The sequence below is a fragment of the Bacillus cereus group sp. RP43 genome (genome assembly GCF_040459645.1).
Lineage (GTDB): Bacteria > Bacillota > Bacilli > Bacillales > Bacillaceae_G > Bacillus_A > Bacillus_A mycoides_C.
In genome coordinates this window covers 371,122-391,183 of sequence record NZ_JARVHQ010000001.1, presented here as the reverse complement: position 1 = coordinate 391,183, position 20,062 = coordinate 371,122, and the positions used below count along the sequence as shown (strand labels likewise).

Genomic DNA, 20,062 nt, shown 5'->3' with positions numbered 1-20,062 from the left:
ACCATACCAATTTTTACTTTTTACACCATGAAACTATATACGTCAAAATCGTTTCATGACGTTATTACTTCCACATACTTGCACTTTATATAATAACGGTACAGTACAAATAACGTGCTGTATAAAGTGAAACTTTAATCAGTGGGGGTTTTCTTCATCCACTGATTATTAGTTGAACCAATCGGGCTTTTACGGGCAGTTGATCCCCCACCTAACTTCTTTGCTTTCGCTGAATTTTGAAGTGGTGGTCTTACTGCCCGTTAATGCGGGATAAATAAGTGTGGGGGGATTTACTATGAACGAAGCGTTGCTATTAGTCGACATACAAAATGATTACTTTGAAGGCGGCAATATGGAATTACATCAGCCTGAAAAAGCCGTACAAAAAGCGAAGGAAGTATTGAAAGTGTTTCGCGAAAAACATAAAACAGTTATTCACGTACAACATATTGCGAACAATGAAGGGGCTACTTTCTTCTTACCGGAGACAGTAGGGGCTCAAATTCATGATGACGTACAACCAATTGCTACTGAAAGAATCATACAAAAACATCATCCTAACAGTTTTTTAAGAACAAATTTATTACAAATATTAAAAGAAGAGAAAATAGACCAACTAGTAATTTGCGGTATGATGACTCATGTATGTATTGACGCAACAGTACGCGCTGCCAGTGATTTAGGATTTCAATGTGTTGTAATTGAAGATGCTTGTACAACAAGAGATTTAGAATTCCAAGGAAGCCCAATTCCAGCAGTACAGGCTCATCAATCGTTCATGAGCGCATTAGAGTTTGGTGATATTTACGCAAAAGTCATGTCAGCAAGCTGTTTTTCAAACAAAAACAAATAAAGAATTACAGTTCCATATGAAAAAAGAAAGAATAAATATCTTATTCTTTCTTTTTTTCGATTGTCTTAATGACAGTGTTTATACGATAATCACCATAATGTAAAACATCTGCAAGCGTCTCTTCTAATTGCTGATGCGAAGATGTGTGAAGAGTCATGATATAACACCCATCGCCACTTATACGATACATTTCAGTAATTACGTCTGTTTTTTCGAAAAAACTTTGAATTTGATTATGATAATGTGGTGCGTGCAAAAATAACGTAACAAACGTCATAATAGACCCTTCCAGCTTAGCCCTGTCGATATCTATCGTATATTTTTGAATGACACCTGCCTCTTCTAATTTATTAATTCGTTTCCTAACAGCCTGGCCAGTCAAATGTACTATCTCTCCAATTTCCTTCCAGTTCATTCTAGCGTTTTCTTGTAGTAACTGTATAATTTTAAAATCTGTTGAATCAAACATGGACATCCCCTTCCTATAGGAGTCAAATTTTATAAGATTTTCATTTCCCCTACAGCATAGTTCGAAATTTTCGCAATACAATCGATTAACTCTATTAGGAATTACATTATTGTTAACGACTTTCCTTCTTCCTTACAATGTATTTTTTGATTACTCATAGGCATCATGATTGTTATTCTACTGGAACCAAGTATTTGAAAGAACAATACAGCAAGGTAGCGTTCATTTTTTATAAATATGAAAATTTTTTAGGAATTAGTTTATCTTTTTTTAATGGTTTATTTAGAGGGAGTTTATACTCGGGGATTAACATAATAAACGTAGCAACTAAGTTCATCTATTCAATTTGAGTCTTTTCATATATGACGAACTGCTACTATAATCGCAAACCGTATTACTTGAAATCATAAAATAAGGAGACGATAAAATGAACAAAAAAACAAAAGCACTATCATCCATACTGCTAGGATTCACATTAGCATTAACAGGGTGCGCTGGTACTAAAGCCGAAGAAAATCATAGTAAACAAAAACAAGAACAAGCCGCTAAAGAGACGAAAAAGGAAAACAAGTTAACTAAAGGCCAAAAAATGGCTAACATTCTTAGCGAGACAAATTGGCAAGGTACAAGAGTGTATGACAAAGATAAGAATGACTTAACAAAAGAGAATGCAAACTTCATTGGCCTTGCAAAATATGATGCGAAGTCCGGCAGATATGAATTCTTTGATGCTAAGACAGGTGCAAGTCGTGGCGATAAAGGAACTTTCTTTGTCACAAATGATGGGAAGAAAAGAATATTAATTTCAGAATCAATGAAGTATCAAGCTGTTGTTGACATGACAAAGCTAAATAAAAATGTATTTACTTATAAAAGAATGGGAAAAGACGCTAACGGTAAAGATGTAGAAGTTTTCGTTGAACATGTTCCATATAAAGAAAAAGAACTTTCTTTCACTGATCCGGACAAGCAGCTAAACACTACTACAGGAGATATTGTTAAAAACGTTGATGGAGATAAAATTTTAGGCGGCACCCTTTGGCATGGAACAAAAGTATTAGATGAAGCTGGTAATGATGTAACACAGTTTAATTCGAATTTTATAAGTCTGGCAAAATTTGATGACAAGTCTAATAAATATGAGTTCTTCAATGGTGAAACAGGTCAAAGCCGCGGTGACTATGGCTACTTCGATGTTTTACACGAAAATAAAATAAGAGCTCATGTTTCAATTGGTAATAATAAATATGGTGCCGCTCTTGAACTTACCGAACTGAATAATAATAAATTTACGTATAAAAGAACAGGTAAAGACCAAGCTGGTAAGGACATAACTATATTCGTTGAGCATGAACCTTATAAAGGTGATGTTAAACCACAATTTAGTTTTTAAAAACGTTTGATTAAAAGGCCACTTTTATATTGGGAGCATAAGATGCCAAAACGGCCATCTTATGCTTCTTATTATATACAATGTGACTTTACTCATAAATTTCCATAACAATACCCATAATTTTGCAGGAAGTTTATTTCGAAAGCAAAAAATTTCAGTAGCTATTTCTCAAAGAAATACTTCTTCACATAAATTAACATACCTTTATAAATATAAAAAGGGCTCTCAAACGAAGCCTTTCGAGTCGTATTTTTTATAAATACAACCTTATATTCTGAACATTATTAAATCATTACAATCAGTTACATCACAACTTCTTATATGAGAACGGACGAAACCTACTTTATCTAACACAATTGTATTAGCTTGTGAGTGATAACCAAGCTAGAAGATAAAGACTCCCCTACAGTCACCATCCGATCGTTCAAAGCCTCGCAGGACTGGAAGTAATGAAATACCTGTAGGGCTGTTATCAACAGCCAGAAAAATTACGAGTTATCATGGGCAATCGCATAAAAAAAGCTGCTGCCTATAAAATACAGACAGCAACTTCAACTAGAATAGCTAGCATGATTTATGCAAGCTACAATATATAATTTGATTTTCTATTAGCTTTTTAGCATACTCATTTTTTACATTTTGTAACTAATAAACAGCGATTGGCCCATAAGGACCATTGATAATTTCTATTTTTGTTTCAAAAATATCAGTCAAAATTGTTGGGTCCATAACCTCTTCTACTGTTCCAAAAGCAGCAATTTGTCCATCTTTCATAGCACAAATTTTGTCAGAGTATTTAGCTGCAAAATTTATGTCATGCATGACAGTCAAAATTGTTCTTCCAAATTCATTAGCCGCACGTCTCAAATGTTCCATCATTTGAACAGAACGAGCGACATCAAGGTTGTTCAGAGGCTCGTCCAAAAGTACATATTCAGTCTCTTGGCACAATACCATTGCTACATATGCCCTTTGTCTTTGACCACCAGAAAGCTCATCTAAATACCTATTCTCTAAATTAGTTAAATCCAAGAAATCGATATATTTAGAAATAATAGCTTCATCCTCTTTCGTTAATCTTCCCTTTGAATAAGGAAAGCGCCCAAATCCAACTAGTTGTCTAACAGTAAGCCTAGTTACAAAATGATTTTCTTGTCGTAATATAGTCAAAACTTTTGCTAAGTCTTTTGATTTGGATTCAGAAACATCCATATTTGCTACTTGAATGTGACCTTCATCCATATCTAAGAGTCTTCCAATCATCAAAAGTGTCGTTGACTTTCCAGCGCCATTTGGTCCAATTAAAGAAGTAAAGCCTGCTTTTGGTATTTCAATATCCAAAGGTCCTATTTTTACCTTATCAGTATAGAACTTTTTAACGTTATCAATTTTTATCATAAAGCCCTCTTCCTTAAAACTATAGTTAAGAATATGATTCCACCAAATAATTCAATAATAACTGAAACCACACCTTGAGCATGGAATACATGATACATTAAAAAGTATGCACTCGTCATTATCAAAAATCCTATAGCAAAAGCCATTGGAAAAATATATCTATGATCATAAGTTGACGCCGCCTGATAACTCAAAGTTGCTACTAAAAAGCCGTAGAAAGTAAGTGGCCCAATTAGAGCTGTTGAGATGGACATTAAAATAGCTACTAATACAAGTGTATAAATTACACTAGGTTGATATTTAACACCAAAAGAAGTAGCAACATCCTTTCCTAGTGACAAAACATTCAAATTCTTAGAATGAGCAAAAATTAATACTGCTACAATTATGACCATAGGAATTACAATAGGAAAATATGCAGGATCTGCATGATTAACAGAACCAAATAATCTTGCTTGTAAAATATCAAATTCTGAAGGCGCAAGTAGTTTTCTCATGAAAGTTGACACAGAATTTAGCCCGGTACCCATAATAATTCCAACTAAAAGCATAAGTTGTAAATTCCCGTATTTACCGGAAAGTAACCATCCATAAAGTATCAAACTCATGAAGACCATAACAACGACTTGAAATAAAAATGATCCAATTCCATTAAAATTTATTAATGCACTAGCACCAAAGAAGAATATTGTACTCGTTTGAATTGCTGAATAAAGTGATTCGAAACCTAAAAGTGAAGGAGTAATAATTTTATTATTCGTAATAGATTGGAAAGCAACTGTCGACAAGCTATGGCAAACTGCAGCAATAATCATTGCAACAATAGCTACTATCCTTCTCTTAACAACTGGGATAAAAGAAGGTGAATCTATCGGAACTGGATTGTTATAAACTAAAAGTCCATATGAAGAAAGGAGACCTAAACCAATCAATGTTATCAGTAAAATCCAATAACGTCTTGCTTCCTTCTTAGAACGAAAAGCGCTAGCTGATCTACTTTCATTATGAAGGCTAGAATCGATTTCGACATTTTCTTTATTTCTATATTCTAATGTGATCATCGTAGCCTCCTTGGTTTTCTTTGTCTCAATAAAATAGTAATAAACACGACTGCTCCCACTGTTGCAAGTATTAAAGAAACTGGTACTTCAAAAGGCTTTATAATTGTTCGAGAAATGATGTCACAGGCAGTTATTGTCCCCATTCCGATCACACATACCCAAGGTAAATTACTTCTTAGATCATCACCCCTAAACATGGAAACAATGTTTGGCACAATTAATCCTAAGAAAGGTAAGTTTCCAATAACAGCTGCAACAATTCCAACTGCAACAGAGATAAGACCAGTCCCAAAAAGAACAATTCTATTGTAATTAACTCCAAGGCTTGTTGCGACATCTTCTCCTAGTCCAGCTAAAGTCAATCTATTAGCATACATAAAAATAAGCAAAGTAATGATAACAATCAGCCATAAATATTCATATCTTCCCACCTGAATGTTAGCAAATGAACCTACAAACCAAGTTTCAATACTTTGTGTCATTTGAAAAAGGAGCCCCATAAAAGTAGACACTGCAGAAATAACTGCTCCAAGCATCAATCCAATAATCGGGACAATTAAAGAAGAACGAAGTTTAACTCTTCTTAAAAATAGAAAGAAAATCATAGTTCCTATAAAAGAAAAAATGATTGCACCAGTCATTCTTTGCACTAAAGTTGGGGCAGGGAATAATAAATATACAAAAAGCAGGCCTAAGCCTGACCATTCAATAGTCCCCGTAGTAGTAGGTTCAACAAAGCGATTCTGTGTAATGAGTTGCATTACGAGCCCTGCCATCGCCATTGCAGCTCCAGTAAGCATTAATGCAACTGTTCTCGGAACACGAGTTATGAAAAACATCTCCATTCCGTCCTCTTGTCCGCGTATATCATAAACTCCAGTAAACAGTGATATAATCCCTAAAATTATAACAACTATAATCGCTATTATAAAAGGTTTTGTCCATATTTTATTGTGATTATAAAACTGGGGTTGAGAAGTATTCTCAACCCTAGAAATTATATTTTTTGACACTGTTTCGTACTCCTTTACACTACTTAGCTAAAGTTTTTGCGATATTACCAAATAACTCTATATAAGTTTGAATTGATTCATTTGTGTAAGTATCTTCTGGTGCATAAACAACTTGTTTTTTAGAAACAGCAGTTGTGTTTTGAAGAGCTGGTGATTTAGAAATAACATCCTTAGCAGGTGTTGAAGTAGCTGCATCAGATGTTGCAGCATCACGATCTAATACGAAAAGCCAATCAGGATTTGTTTGTGCAATAGCTTCAACAGAAACGTCGTCACCTTTATGACCTGCAGTAGAATTGGAAACTTCTAATGCTGGCACCCAACCGAAAATTTCATACATTGGTCCCCAAACACGACCAGAATGTGGAGCAGCAAAACCAATATTCCCACCAGTAACGATAACACTCATAACTTTATCTTTTCCGTTATAAGCAGATTTTGCTTTTTCAATAGATTTATCAAAATCAGCTACTAATTGTTTAGCTTCTTTATCTTTATCAAAGATTTTTCCTAGAGTAATTGTAGAATTTTTAAGTCCATCTACTAAATTTTTTCCAGGCGTAGTAGATTTCTCAGAAACATCAAAATTAAGATCAATAACAGCTGCATTTGGCACTAATTTTTTGATCTCTTCGTAATGATCAGCAAATCTTTGACCAACGATTACAAGTTCAGGGTTTGCAGCTGCTATAATTTCAAGATTTGGTTCGCGGTGATTTCCAATATTTTGAACTTTTTCATCCTTTTTATATGCTGAATCTGCAGGCATGATATCCTTTGGAGCAGCCGCTAATTTAATTCCCCAATCAGATAAAGTTTCAAAAGTTCTATTATCCAAAGCAACTACATTCTTTGGGTTTACAGGGACTTTAACAGTTCCATGAGCATCAGTGATTTCAATCGTCTTTGGCTTATCACTACTATTACCTTTATTAGCCTTTGAAGTTTCTTTACTTGAATCTGAGCAAGCTACTAACATTAAAGTGAAGATTGCTAGAATACTCACTAATTTTAAAAGCATAGATTTTTTCATACGTATACTCCTTATAATGTAATTTAGTTCGAAAATGATAAAGTCCATAGATTAAATTAGATAGTAACTTTTATGCACCTAAATCGCTATTGATAATCATTTTCATTTGAACATCCTGTTAATTAGTATAGTCATTAATTCTGTGAAAATCTTGTGAATGGTGTGAGTTAATAGAATTAAGCATAAAGTGAAACTTTAATCAGTGGGAGTTTTGTTCATCCCCCACTGATTATTAGCCCTCACCAATCGAGTTTTTACGGGCAGCCCAATCCCCACCTAACTTCTTTACTTCCTCTGAATTTTGAGGTGGGGGGTCTTACTGCCCGGCAAATAGCGGGATAAACCATAATTCCTACTACAAAACACGCCCATTAATAGCTAATATTTTCATAATCCATTGCCTGATAGAAATATTCTTTTTATAGTTTCCCTCTTTTAATATTTCTCAGAAACTATTTGATTATCATATTTAATAGAAAAAACGAGTGAAACTGAATGAAACAGTTTTACTCGTTTTTTTCTATTATGCTAGATAGTGATTATTATGACAAACTGTACTTTACCTATTCTTATTTTTATCATTCAATCATTGAATAGCCCCTGCCATGTATCGTTTGAATATATCTGTCTTTCTTCTCGCACTTTAACTTTTTTCTTACATACCCAATATATAAGTCCACTACATTTGGATTTACTACTACGTTATATCCCCAAACCTGATTCAAAAGCATTTCACGGCTCAATATTGTATTTTTATTCTTGATTAAAAATACAAGTAAATCATACTCGCGCTTAGTAAGCGAGAGATTTTCGCCACCTTTTTTCACAATATCGCTAGATGCATCAACAAAGAGATCTTTAAACTGAAAAAAGTTTGTCTCATTTTGCTGGTTACAGTCACTTCTTCTTAAAATAGCTTTAACCCTTGCTACTAATTCTTCTTTCGCAAATGGTTTTCTTATATAATCATCTGCTCCTGCTTGTAACCCTGCTACGCAATCCTTGCTAGAAATATTGTCGGTCACAATAATTATCGGTGTCGTTTTAACTAATCGTATTTGTCTACAAATTTCTGGTCCAGATATACTTAATGAATCCCAATCCAATACGATAATATCCCAATCTTGTTCATATATTATATTTAAACCTTGGTTTTCATTGTGAAGTTTTAAAATGAAATAGCCTTCTTGCGTTAGACCGCTTACGATTTTCTTTGCAAAAGACCGTTCATTCTTAATTACTAACACCTGCTTCACCGATGGTTCACCTCTACTTCAATATAACTTAGTTAGATAAAAAAATTATCTCAAAAAAATAATTTAAGATTTATAAATATTAAATTCCTAAAAAAACCATTAAAACAGCTTATTAGGAGAACTCTATATAATCTTACAATAGATATGGATGAAAACACAAAATATATGAAGATTTAAATAAATATTATTTAATCATTAAGGGGCAGCTATAGTATCTACCCGCTTATCATCAATAACTATTTCTTCATTTTCTGTTTCAGGGGTACCACCCCACCCCCATCAACTTAAACATTTTATAAAAACACAAAACAAAAAAACGGTATTCTTTCTATTTTTCTGCTTATAAATACTTGTGTAGAAGTGATTTTGTTGTTGTTTATTTTAGATAAAATTGTGATCGTTAGGGGATAACACACACAAGGTGTACTGAGAATGGAATTGAAAGAACCGAAGAATTAGATACATTCTATTTTTAGAACCATAACTTTGCCGCAAACAAAAAGAACCATAACCCCGCCAATCTGGCAAAGTTATGGTTCATATCATATAAAATAAAAAACCACCAAATATGTATTGGTGGAGACGGTGGGAGTCGAACCCACGTCCAAAAATATCGGCACTTAAGCTTCTACGAGTGTAGTCGATATATTAGCATTTCGCGAACTCTTCGGCCTATCGACAGGCTTCCAAGTTGCTAGTCTGATTGTTCTCTTCCTTCGCCCTCAGACGGCGAACTCCGGCGTAGTCCACTTAGTTTGAGTCCCTTACCCTACCACATGGACGATGGAGGGAGGAACCTTTAGTGCAATTAAGCAGCTAAAGAAAGATTGTTTTGTTTGCCAATTATAGGCTTTGACGTTTTAACGAGGCCGATCCCCTCGACTCGCAACCTAAGCTCGAACTATCCCTGTCGAATCCGTAACGTCCCCATGATAAAAATGGAGCATACGAAGAAATATCGTGATAGCTACTAAGAGCTGTTTTTCAATGTGCAACAACCTTACATAAGTTATTATATCATACGCGCGCCGTTTTACAAATGTAAATATCTGTATTACATCTTTTGGCGATCACGGAACACGCGTGCAATTTCACGTTTCGCTTCTTTCTCTTTTAAATCGTGACGTTTATCATATTGTTTCTTACCTTTTGCTAAACCAAGTGCCATCTTTGCAAATCCATTTTTCAAATAGATTCTAAGTGGAACTAATGCGTAACCTGTTTCTTTTGCAGCTCCCGCCAGTTTATCAATTTCTTTTTTATGAAGAAGTAATTTTCTCGTACGAAGCGGATCATGGTTGAAACGATTCCCTTGTTCGTACGTATTAATATGCATATTATGAACCCATACTTCACCATTATGTATACGTGCAAACGCATCTTTCAAGTTCACGCGTCCAGCGCGAATCGACTTAATTTCCGTTCCTTGAAGGACAAGCCCTGCTTCGTATGTTTCTTCGATAAAATAATCATGAAATGCTTTTTTATTTTGCGCAATAACCTTACCTGTACCTTTTGGCATATAACGTCCCTCCTCTATTTTTACTATTGTAACAAATGTAAACAAAAAGCGAAAGTGGCTCGCTCAGAATCTTTGGACAGTGGAGCCCCCAACAGAGAAGCGCTTTTTGCTTCGTCCGAGGGAGCGAAATGACCAATAGATTCTAGCCACTGTAGCTGGATTATCACAAAAAGCGAAAGACCCCGCTTGTTTCAAAGCGAAGCCATTCTTTTCTTACTTACGCTTTTTCTTTTTCTTCTTGAATCCTGGTACATTTTCAAAGAAGCCTTTTTTCTTCTTGCCATTACTATTACTATCTTTTTTACCTGGCTGACTAGCGGATGCAGATGTAGATGCTGATGCTTTTCCTTTTCCTTGTCCACCACGATCAAACTTTCTTCCTGTGCCGCGTTCGCCACCGCGCTCATTACTACGTTCGCTACGTCCACCGCGCTTCTTTCTGCCTGTTCTTGGCTGTTCAATCACAACTGGACGATCTTTGAACTTACGACGAGGTGTGCCTTTCATGCCGACGATTTCAAAGTCGATTGCGCGCTCGTCTTTATTTACGTTAATAACACGAATTGTAATTTCGTCACCGATGCGGAATACGTTACCTGTACGTTCTCCGATCATCGCAAAATGTTTTTCGTCATAACGGTAGTAGTCATCTGTTAAATAGCTAACATGTACAAGACCTTCAATTGTATTTGGAAGCTCTACGAATAAACCGAAGTTTGTTACAGAGCTAATCATACCGTCATACTCTTCACCGATCTTATCAAGCATATATTCTGCTTTTTTCAGTTCGTCTGTTTCACGCTCAGCTTCAACAGCACGGCGTTCCATATTAGAAGAGTGCTCTGCAATCTCAGGTAAGTTTTCACGCCATTTCGCTTGCGTTTCGTTGTCTACTTTACCATTAATGATGTATTCACGAATCAATCTATGAACAATCGTATCTGGGTAACGACGAATTGGCGATGTGAAATGCGTGTAGAACTCAGTTGATAAACCGAAATGTCCTAAACTGTCCGAATCGTAACGTGCTTGCTTCATAGAACGAAGCATAACTGTTGAAATGACTATTTCTTCCGGCTGACCTTGAACCATTTCAAGAATTTGCTGCAATGCACGAGGATGTATTTCATTCGCACGTCCTTTTACTGCATATCCGAAGTTTGTTACAAACTCGAAGAAACGCTCAAGCTTATCTTCTTTCGGATCTTCATGGACACGGTACATAAACGGTACGTTCATCCAGTGGAAATGCTCAGCTACTGTTTCGTTCGCAACAAGCATAAACTCTTCGATTAACTTCTCTGATACAGAACGATCACGCATGACAACATCAGTCGGTTTTCCTTCTTCATCTACTAGTACTTTCGCTTCTTTAAAGTCAAAGTCAATCGCACCGCGGCGCATACGTTTTTCACGTAAAATTTGTGCTAACTGCCCCATTTCTTTAAACATTGGTACTAGCGGCTCGTAACGTTCAATTAGTGCTTCGTCTTCATCTTCTAAAATGCTTCTTACGTCAGCATACGTCATACGCTCTGTCGTTTTAATTACACTTTGGAAAATCTCGTGTTTTACAACATCACCTAGATTGTTGATTTCCATTTCACAAGATAGTGTCAGACGGTCTACTTTCGGATTTAATGAACAAATACCGTTTGATAAACGATGCGGAATCATCGGAATTACACGGTCTACAAGATATACACTCGTTGCTCTCTCCGCTGCTTCAACATCAATTGGAGAACCTTCTTGAACGTAATGACTTACATCCGCAATATGAACGCCAAGCTTATAGTTACCGTTCTCAAGCTTCGTTACTGTAACAGCGTCATCTAAGTCTTTTGCATCTGCACCATCAATCGTTACAATCATTTGATCACGTAAATCACGGCGATCTTTTATATCTTCTTCTGAAATCGTTTCTGGTACACTGTTTGCATGCTCCATAACTTCTTCAGGGAAGGCTAATGGTAAATGATGTTTATGAATGACAGATAAAATATCTACCCCTGGGTCATTTTTATGACCTAAAATTTGAATAACTTCACCTTCTGCGCTTAAACGGTTCTCTGGGTAGCTCGTAATTTTCACAACGACTTTATGACCTTCTACAGCACCCATTGATGCGCTTTTCAAGATGAAAATGTCACTTGTCCAGCGCTTATTATCAGGTACAACAAACCCAAAGTTTTTCGATTCTGTATATGTACCAACTAGTTCCTTCGTTCCACGCTCTAAAATACGAACAATCGCGCCTTCTTGGCGTGATCCACTTGATTGCGCGCTAACACGTGCTAATACTGTATCACCATGAAGTGCACCATTTAATTCTGTAGGCGGGATGAAAAGATCATCATCTCCCGTTTTCTTCTCTTCTGGAACAACGAACGCAAAACCACGTGCGTGCCCAATTAATTTACCACGTACTAAGTTCATTTTTTCTGGAAGACCGTAGCGATTACTACGTGTGCGGATAACAAGCCCCTTCTCTTCCATCATTACAAGTGCCTTTACGAAATCTTTAAAGCCCTCAGAGCCTTCGATTCCAAATGCAGCTTCTAATTCTTGTATCGTTAACGGTTTATACGCTTCTTCTCTCATAAATAATAACAACTTATCAATATGTTCTTGTATGATTTCTTCCAAGTAGAAATACCTCCTTTAAACCCTTATATTATTTAGTGTATCCGAAAGATGGGGGATGTATAAAGCGAAACTTTAATCATCTCCCAATGATTTTTTACAGCTTTCATAAAGTGAAACTTTAACCAGTGGTTTTTTGTCCGTCCCCACTGATTATTAGCCCACAAATAGCGGGATAAAAATTCCCTTATGAAAAAAAGAGGCAACTAGACCTTACCAATCTAGTTGCTCCAAGAAGTTATATACATCCTCATGTAGCACATCACGTTCTTTATCAAGTGTAATGACATGCGTAGAGTCTTCATACCATTTAATGTCTTTTAACGTAGATTCTACACCGTTATAAATAATGTTAGCACTGTCTGTATTAATCATCTCATCATGGCGTGCTTGTACAACGAATGTTGGAGCATAAATCATATCAACATTATTGCGTACGTCACGAATCAACTCTTGTAATGCTTTTAATGTATTCATCGGTGTCTGTTTAAATTCAAACATTTCCTGCTCAATTCGTTCTGGTGATTTTTGCTCACGCTTTTTATATTCGCGGGCATATGCCAATATACCTTGGTACATAATTTCTTCACTTTTAATGTACATCGGTGCACACATTGGTACAACACCTAAAATCGGTAATGTATAAGCAAGTTTTAATGAGAATACTCCGCCTAATGATAATCCAACCGCAGCTATTTTCTCGTAACCTTGATCTTTTAAATGCTGATAGGCATTCATTACATCTTTCCACCAGTCTTCAGGACCTGTATGAACAAGCTCTTCTGGTGGTACGCCGTGTCCTTTATAAATTGGCGCATGACAAGTATAGCCTTTCTTCTCTAAGAAACGCCCTAGCATGCGTACATCAGCTGAGTTCCCTGTGAATCCATGTAATAATAAAACAGCGCGGTCTCCACCTTCAAATGTAAATGGTTTTGGAGATGCTAATTTCATCATGTACTTCTCCTCTTTCTCTTCTGTAATCTAGTCGTATTCTTTCTATTCTTAGTGTACCATATTTATAATTCTATAATCTAATTAGAAACTTTTTTCGAATAGCAAATAAAAAAAAGAAGAACCTTTAGCATAATCCGCTAACGCTTCTTCTTTTAATTTTATAAGTTTAGGTACGTAACAGCAATTGTTAGTACAAAGAACAACACAGCTAAAACAACTGTAACACGGTTTAATACCGCTTCAATTCCACGTGCTTTTTGCTTACCAAATAATTGCTCTGCACCGCCTGAAATTGCACCTGAAAGGCCTGAGCTATTACTAGACTGCATAAGTACCATAACAATCATTAAAATCGATACAATAATAAGTAAAACTGATAATAACGTATGCACTTGGCGTACCTCCTACAAAGATTCAGTTATTTTAAATGTAGCATAAATCCTATAGAAAAGCGAGAGCTACAGAATCGCTCTCGCTTTTCTTCTATTACATGAACATCATTGCGAATAACGGTCCGAGCAAACATGTCAAAATTGCTGTTAATGTCATTGTTACCGATCCAATAACACCTTCATGCTCATTATTTTTCATCGCTCTCATAACACCCATAATATGAGACGCACATCCAAAGCCAATGCCTTTACCAACTGAGTTTGTAACGCGGCTCCATTTTAACAAAATTGGTCCTGAAATCGTTCCAGTAATACCTGCGATAACGACGAAGGCCGCTGTTAAGGACGGGACACCACCAACTTGTTCAGATACACTCATCGCAACTGGCATTGTCACTGATTTTGGTAAAGAAGATAAAATTAAGCTTTTATCTGTTCCCATAAGTGTGGCAATAGCCAAATCACTTGCAATAGCAACTGTTGTACCTACTAATACACCACCAGCAATTGGTACAACATATTTTTGCAGAACATGACGTTGTTTATAAAGCGGGATTGCAAATGCTACAACACCTGGTCCGAGTAGCTTCGCAATCCAGCCACCACCACTCTCCATATAATTTTGATATGGTATATCAAGCATTATAAATAAGAAAGCCATTAATCCTGTTGCAACAAGCATTGGAATGGTAAATGGTGTTGGAAATAATTTGTAGATTTTTTTAGATAATTGATATAATAGCACCGTAAAAAGAACCCAACCGATTCCGATTAATATTTGGCTCATTGTGTCTCTTTTTCCTTTCTATTCGCAAGATATTGTCCTGTATGCCCTGCGACAATAATAATTAAAAACGTACTCGCTACAACTGTAATGAAAAGAGAAATTCCTTTACTCATAAAAAAAGCACCGTAATTCATTAAGCCAAGCGTTGGCGGAATTAATAAAAACGGCATAATAGCAACGAGTGTTTCTGCTCCTAAATCAAACCATTTTACTGGAAGTACTTTTAGGCTAAGTAAAACAAGTAGGAGGAACATCCCAATCAAACTTCCTGGAATCGGAATATTCAACATTTCTTGTACCCAATTTCCAACCATATAAAATACATAAAGAGCAGAAATTTGGACAAGAATCTTTGTAAGTTTCATGTTCATCATCCCTCATGTTTATACGATCTTCTGTTAATATCTTTATCATAGTATAAATTGTAAAAAGCTGCAATTTATCAACTTGACAGCAAAAATCACTCCTGTTATGCGCTTACACCCTTGATATGACTGCGTTTTCAAACTGAAATTACGTCAAAAACCTTGACCTAATGTGAGAAGTTTATATTTTCTGAATTTACAAGGTTGTTATTGTAAGAAAATAATCTTCTTATTCTTCCTATCCTTAAGCCTACATATATATAAATAAGATAGGTGGTGAACATATGCCCAAAAAAGTTCTCATTTTTTGTGATCCTGGGATTGATGATACGCTGGCCCTCCTTTTAGCATTCTTTATCGATGAAGTAGAAATCGTCGGCATTGTTGCGGATTACGGCAATGTTCCAAAAGAAATGGCCGTACAAAATGCTCATTTCTTTAAGCATGAAACAAAGAATAGAAATATCAAGATATTCGGTGGTTCAGAGCGTCCACTTACTGGCGCCCCTCCAGCTTTTTTTACGGAAGTACACGGGAAACAGGGGCTCGGGCCAATTATTCCAAAGGGAAATGTGACTAACGGAGAATTGGAGAATTTTTTCGAAGTTATTCCTCTTATTGAACAGTATAAAGATGAATTAATCATTGTAAGTTTAGGAAGACTTACCTCTCTAGCAATTTTATTCATTGTATGCAAACAGTTAATGAAGCAAATTAAATCTTACTACGTAATGGGCGGTTCCTTTTTCCATCCCGGTAACGTTACTCCTATTTCAGAAGCAAACTTTTATGGCGACCCTACTGCCGCTAATATAGTACTTCAATCCGCAGCTAACATGTACATATACCCATTAAACGTCACTCAATATTCCATCATTACACCAGAAATGGCCGAATACATTGAAGCAAAAGGAAAAGCTCCACTTGTCAAACCGTTATTCGATCATTATTACTACGGATATTATAAAGATGCCTTACCGCATTTAAAGGGAAGCCCCTTCCATGACACAATACCAATACTCGCTTTATTTGATAACTCTATGTTCACGTATCACAAGTCACCGATTGTTGTCATGACAGAATCTTATGCACAGGGAGCAAGCATCGGGGAATTTCGCTCTTTAGTGGAGCCGCAACCATTTATTGATTGGCCGAGTCATCAAATAGCAATTGATTTTGATTATAACCGCTTCTTTAAACATTTCATGTCACTTATGACAGGTGAGCAATTTTAATATAAAAAAACAGACCGTGATTTCTCACGGTCTGTCGTTATTTTCTACAATTATCGTTTGATATTGTAGAAAGATTGTAAACCAGCGTAAACAGCGATTTCGCCTAGCTCGTCTTCGATACGTAATAATTGGTTGTACTTAGCAATACGGTCAGTACGGCTCATAGAACCAGTTTTGATTTGGCCAGCGTTAGTTGCAACTGCGATGTCAGCGATTGTAGCATCTTCAGTTTCACCAGAACGGTGAGATACAACTGCTGTGTAACCAGCACGTTTAGCCATTTCGATTGCTTCGAAAGTCTCAGTTAAAGTACCGATTTGGTTAACTTTAATTAAGATTGAGTTAGAGATACCTTTTTCGATACCTTCAGCAAGTTTTTGAGTGTTAGTTACGAATAAATCGTCACCAACTAATTGTACTTTATCACCAATACGCTCAGTTAATAATTTGTGACCATCCCAGTCGTTTTCATCTAAACCATCTTCAATAGAGATGATTGGGAAGTCTTTGCAAAGCTCTTCGTAGAAATCAACCATTTCTGCAGAAGTTAAGCCAGTACGGCCTTCGCCTGCAAGGTCATATTTACCAGTTTCTTTGTTGTAGAACTCAGAAGAAGCAACGTCCATTCCTAAGAATACGTTCTCGCCAGCTTTGTAACCAGCTTTTTCGATAGCTTCGATGATTACTTCTAATGCTTCACGGTTAGAACCAAGGTTTGGAGCGAATCCACCTTCGTCACCTACTGCAGTGTTAAGACCTTTGTCATGTAATACAGCTTTTAGTGCATGGAATACTTCAGCACCCATACGGATTGATTCTTTGAATGTTGGAGCACCAACTGGTAAGATCATGAACTCTTGGAAGTCAACGTTGTTATCAGCGTGAGAACCACCGTTGATGATGTTCATCATTGGAGTTGGTAATTGTTTTGCATTGAATCCACCAAGGTAACGGTATAATGGAAGACCTACGAAGTCAGCTGCTGCGTGAGCTACTGCCATAGATACACCAAGGATAGCGTTAGCACCTAGTTTACCTTTGTTTGGAGTGCCATCTAATTCGATCATAGCACGGTCGATACCAGCTTGGTCAGTTACGTCGAAACCAACGATTTCTGGAGCGATTGCTTCGTTAACGTTGTTTACTGCGTTCATAACACCTTTACCAAGGTAACGAGATTTGTCACCGTCACGTAATTCTACTGCTTCGTGCTCACCAGTAGATGCACCACTTGGTACGATAGCGCGTCCGAATGCGCCGCTTTCTGTGTAAACTTCTACTTCTACAGTTGGGTTACCACGAGAGTCAAGGACTTCGCGAGCATAAACATCAATAATTGTTGACATAATAAATTCTCTCCTTTTTATATAAGCAAATTATTTAATAATTGTTTTACCTGTCATTTCTTTCGGTTGTTCCACATTTAAAAGTGTAAGCATTGTTGGGGCGATATCTCCTAAAATACCACCTTCACGAAGCTCAACATCATTTTTTGTAACGATGAAAGGAACCGGGTTAGTTGTATGAGCTGTCATTGGGCCACCATCAGCAGTTAACTCCTGATCAGCATTACCATGGTCAGCAGTAATAAGTGCTACACCATCTTTTGCAAGAATCGCTTCTACAACTTTTCCTAAACATTCGTCAGTTGCTTCTACTGCTTTAATTGTTGGTTCCATCATCCCAGAATGGCCAACCATATCACAGTTTGCAAAGTTAAGAATGATAACATCATGTTTATCATTTTCGATTTCATTTACTAAAGCGTCCGTTACTTCGTAAATGCTCATTTCAGGTTTCAAGTCATACGTTGCAACCTTCGGTGAGTTAATTAAGATACGCTCTTCTCCTGGGAATTCAGCCTCACGACCACCGCTAAAGAAGAATGTAACGTGCGGATACTTTTCAGTTTCCGCGATGCGAAGTTGCTTTAATCCCGCTTGCGCAACAACTTCACCTAATGTGTTATCAAGGTTCATTGGCTTGAATGCCACGTAACCATCTACAGTTTCACTGAAATGTGTCATACAAACGAATTCAGGAATGTGAGGTACTTTTTCACCACGATCGAACTCACGGAAGTCTTCGTTTGTAAATACACGAGCAATTTGAATTGCACGGTCTGGACGGAAGTTATAGAAGATAACTGCATCATCATTATTGATTGTTGCAACTGGCGTGTCATCTTCGTTAACAATTACAGACGGCAATACGAATTCATCGTAGATACCATTTGCATAAGAGTCTTCTACACACTCTTCTGCTGATTTATAAGTAGGTCCTTCACCATTCACCATAGCACGGTAACATTTTTCTACGCGATCCCAACGCTTGTCACGGTCCATGGAGTAATAACGACCAGAGATAGTCGCGAATTGTCCTACACCTGTTTCTTTAATTACTTCATTTGTTGCATCGATATAACCTTTTGCTGTTTGTGGTCCAACATCGCGGCCGTCTAAGAATGCATGGATATAAACTTTCTCCACGCCTTCTTTTGCTGCTAAGCGAAGAAGAGCAAACATATGGTTCATGTGACTGTGCACACCACCATCAGAAAGTAAACCGAATAAGTGAAGAGCAGTACCTTTTTCTTTCACGCTTTTAATTGCATTTTGGAAAGTTTCATTCTGATCGAACTCACCTTCACGAATTGCAACGTTTACGCGTGTTAAGCTTTGATATACAATACGACCTGCACCGATATTTAAGTGACCAACCTCAGAGTTACCCATTTGACCTACTGGAAGACCTACTTCCTCACCACAAGCTGTAAGCGTTGTGTGAGGGAATTTGTTCCAGTAACCATCAAAATTAGGTTTCTTAGCTTGTGCTACAGCATTCCCGTAAGTTTCTTCACGTAGTCCGAAACCATCAAGAATGATTAAAGCTGTTGGCTTTCTCATTTTACCGCCCCCAGAAGACCTAAGAACGAAGCAGGCTCTAAGCTAGCACCGCCAACTAAAGCGCCGTCGATGTCAGATTGTGCCATATACTCTTTAATGTTTTCTGGTTTTACGCTACCGCCGTATTGAATACGAACAGCTTCTGCAGCTTCTGGAGAAACAGCTTCTGCAACAACTTTACGGATGTGCGCACATACTTCATTTGCATCTGCAGAAGAAGAAGATTTACCTGTACCGATAGCCCAGATTGGCTCATAAGCGATAACAGTTGCTTTAACTTGCTCTTCTGTTAAACCTGCAAGTGCTTTTGTCACTTGACCTGCTACTAGATCAAATGTTTTTCCGCTTTCGCGCTCTTCTAAAGTCTCACCACAACAAACGATTGGTGTTAAACCATGTTCAAATGCTGCAAGAGTCTTTTTGTTTACTGACTCGTCTGTTTCAGCAAACATTTCACGACGCTCAGAGTGGCCAAGTACTACGTATCCTACTTTTAAGTCGCTAAGTGCTACTGGGCTAATTTCGCCAGTGAATGCACCATTTTTTTCGAAGTGCATGTTTTGTGCACCTACTTGTAAGTCAGTTCCTTCAGTATTCGCTACTAAGCGCTCTAAGAATAGAGCTGGAGAGCAAACTACTGCATCAACAGCTGAAGCTGCTGGGATTTGACCTTTAACTTCCTCTACGAAGCTAACTGCTTCAGCTAGAGTTTTATTCATTTTCCAGTTACCTGCGATAATTGGTTTACGCATGCTTTGCACCGTCCTTTTTCTTTGGCT

At 37.0% G+C, this 20,062-nt stretch carries 18 protein-coding genes and 1 other RNA gene; 3 read left to right on the top strand and 16 right to left on the bottom strand.

Going from position 1 to position 20,062, the window contains the following annotated elements; translation table 11 throughout:
- Positions 1-295: 295 nt before the first annotated feature.
- Complete coding sequence (locus QCI75_RS01905; RefSeq protein ID WP_144506571.1) at positions 296-853, top strand: cysteine hydrolase family protein; 558 nt, start codon at positions 296-298, stop codon at positions 851-853.
- A gap of 40 nt (positions 854-893) precedes the next feature.
- On the opposite strand, the gene QCI75_RS01900 is transcribed toward QCI75_RS01905, so the two are convergent.
- Positions 894-1,328, bottom strand: coding sequence for an Lrp/AsnC family transcriptional regulator (locus QCI75_RS01900; RefSeq protein WP_144506572.1), 435 nt, complete (start codon positions 1,326-1,328; stop codon positions 894-896).
- A 421-nt stretch (positions 1,329-1,749) separates the two neighbouring features.
- On the opposite strand from QCI75_RS01900, the gene QCI75_RS01895 reads away from it, so the two are divergent.
- Positions 1,750-2,715 (top strand): DUF4822 domain-containing protein, encoded by a 966-nt coding sequence (locus tag QCI75_RS01895; RefSeq protein WP_144506573.1) that lies wholly within the window; start codon positions 1,750-1,752, stop codon positions 2,713-2,715.
- A gap of 645 nt (positions 2,716-3,360) precedes the next feature.
- Here the strand turns inward: QCI75_RS01895 and QCI75_RS01890 are convergent.
- The 12 genes from QCI75_RS01890 to QCI75_RS01835 all read right to left on the bottom strand — a co-directional run bounded on the left by QCI75_RS01890 (position 3,361) and on the right by QCI75_RS01835 (position 15,151).
- Positions 3,361-4,113, bottom strand: coding sequence for an iron ABC transporter ATP-binding protein (locus QCI75_RS01890; RefSeq protein WP_144506574.1), 753 nt, complete (start codon positions 4,111-4,113; stop codon positions 3,361-3,363).
- Positions 4,110-5,174 carry an iron chelate uptake ABC transporter family permease subunit gene (locus QCI75_RS01885; RefSeq protein WP_144506575.1) on the bottom strand — a complete coding sequence of 355 codons (1,065 nt, stop codon included), beginning with the start codon at positions 5,172-5,174 and terminating at the stop codon, positions 4,110-4,112. Before QCI75_RS01885 ends, QCI75_RS01890 begins: the two co-directional genes overlap by 4 nt.
- Positions 5,171-6,187, bottom strand: a complete 1,017-nt coding sequence (locus tag QCI75_RS01880; RefSeq protein WP_144506576.1) for an ABC transporter permease — start codon at positions 6,185-6,187, stop codon at positions 5,171-5,173. Before QCI75_RS01880 ends, QCI75_RS01885 begins: the two co-directional genes overlap by 4 nt.
- Positions 6,188-6,206: 19 nt before the next feature.
- On the bottom strand, positions 6,207-7,220 hold the full coding sequence (locus QCI75_RS01875) for a siderophore ABC transporter substrate-binding protein (RefSeq protein WP_144506577.1): 1,014 nt from the start codon (positions 7,218-7,220) through the stop codon (positions 6,207-6,209).
- A 578-nt stretch (positions 7,221-7,798) separates the two neighbouring features.
- Positions 7,799-8,476: a response regulator transcription factor gene (locus QCI75_RS01870; RefSeq protein ID WP_144506578.1), complete on the bottom strand. Its 678-nt coding sequence runs from the start codon at positions 8,474-8,476 to the stop codon at positions 7,799-7,801.
- 574 nt (positions 8,477-9,050) lie between these two features.
- Positions 9,051-9,405: a transfer-messenger RNA gene (gene ssrA, locus QCI75_RS01865) on the bottom strand.
- 125 nt (positions 9,406-9,530) lie between these two features.
- Complete coding sequence (gene smpB, locus QCI75_RS01860) at positions 9,531-9,998, bottom strand: SsrA-binding protein (protein WP_001123917.1); 468 nt, start codon at positions 9,996-9,998, stop codon at positions 9,531-9,533.
- Between the two features lie 213 nt (positions 9,999-10,211).
- Positions 10,212-12,644, bottom strand: coding sequence for a ribonuclease R (rnr, locus tag QCI75_RS01855; protein WP_144506579.1), 2,433 nt, complete (start codon positions 12,642-12,644; stop codon positions 10,212-10,214).
- A gap of 210 nt (positions 12,645-12,854) precedes the next feature.
- Positions 12,855-13,595 carry an alpha/beta hydrolase gene (locus QCI75_RS01850; RefSeq protein ID WP_162836430.1) on the bottom strand — a complete coding sequence of 247 codons (741 nt, stop codon included), beginning with the start codon at positions 13,593-13,595 and terminating at the stop codon, positions 12,855-12,857.
- Between the two features lie 161 nt (positions 13,596-13,756).
- Positions 13,757-13,990 (bottom strand): preprotein translocase subunit SecG, encoded by a 234-nt coding sequence (secG, locus tag QCI75_RS01845; RefSeq protein WP_002112793.1) that lies wholly within the window; start codon positions 13,988-13,990, stop codon positions 13,757-13,759.
- Positions 13,991-14,084: 94 nt separating this feature from the next.
- On the bottom strand, positions 14,085-14,777 hold the full coding sequence (locus tag QCI75_RS01840) for an LrgB family protein (protein ID WP_144506580.1): 693 nt from the start codon (positions 14,775-14,777) through the stop codon (positions 14,085-14,087).
- Positions 14,774-15,151 carry a CidA/LrgA family holin-like protein gene (locus tag QCI75_RS01835; protein ID WP_171903144.1) on the bottom strand — a complete coding sequence of 126 codons (378 nt, stop codon included), beginning with the start codon at positions 15,149-15,151 and terminating at the stop codon, positions 14,774-14,776. The genes QCI75_RS01840 and QCI75_RS01835 overlap by 4 nt, the downstream gene beginning before the upstream one ends.
- A 275-nt stretch (positions 15,152-15,426) precedes the next feature.
- On the opposite strand from QCI75_RS01835, the gene QCI75_RS01830 reads away from it, so the two are divergent.
- Complete coding sequence (locus QCI75_RS01830) at positions 15,427-16,377, top strand: nucleoside hydrolase (RefSeq protein ID WP_144506581.1); 951 nt, start codon at positions 15,427-15,429, stop codon at positions 16,375-16,377.
- Positions 16,378-16,427: 50 nt separating this feature from the next.
- Here the strand turns inward: QCI75_RS01830 and eno are convergent, their stop codons facing one another.
- From eno to tpiA, 3 genes are read right to left on the bottom strand one after another with little or no spacing between them, the layout of a single operon-like run.
- A complete protein-coding gene (eno, locus tag QCI75_RS01825) occupies positions 16,428-17,723 on the bottom strand; it encodes a phosphopyruvate hydratase (RefSeq protein ID WP_002112796.1) in 1,296 nt (431 codons plus the stop codon).
- A gap of 30 nt (positions 17,724-17,753) precedes the next feature.
- Positions 17,754-19,283 (bottom strand): 2,3-bisphosphoglycerate-independent phosphoglycerate mutase, encoded by a 1,530-nt coding sequence (gene gpmI, locus QCI75_RS01820; protein WP_002124087.1) that lies wholly within the window; start codon positions 19,281-19,283, stop codon positions 17,754-17,756.
- A complete protein-coding gene (tpiA, locus tag QCI75_RS01815; RefSeq protein ID WP_098779423.1) occupies positions 19,280-20,035 on the bottom strand; it encodes a triose-phosphate isomerase in 756 nt (251 codons plus the stop codon). Before tpiA ends, gpmI begins: the two co-directional genes overlap by 4 nt.
- Positions 20,036-20,062: the final 27 nt, after the last annotated feature.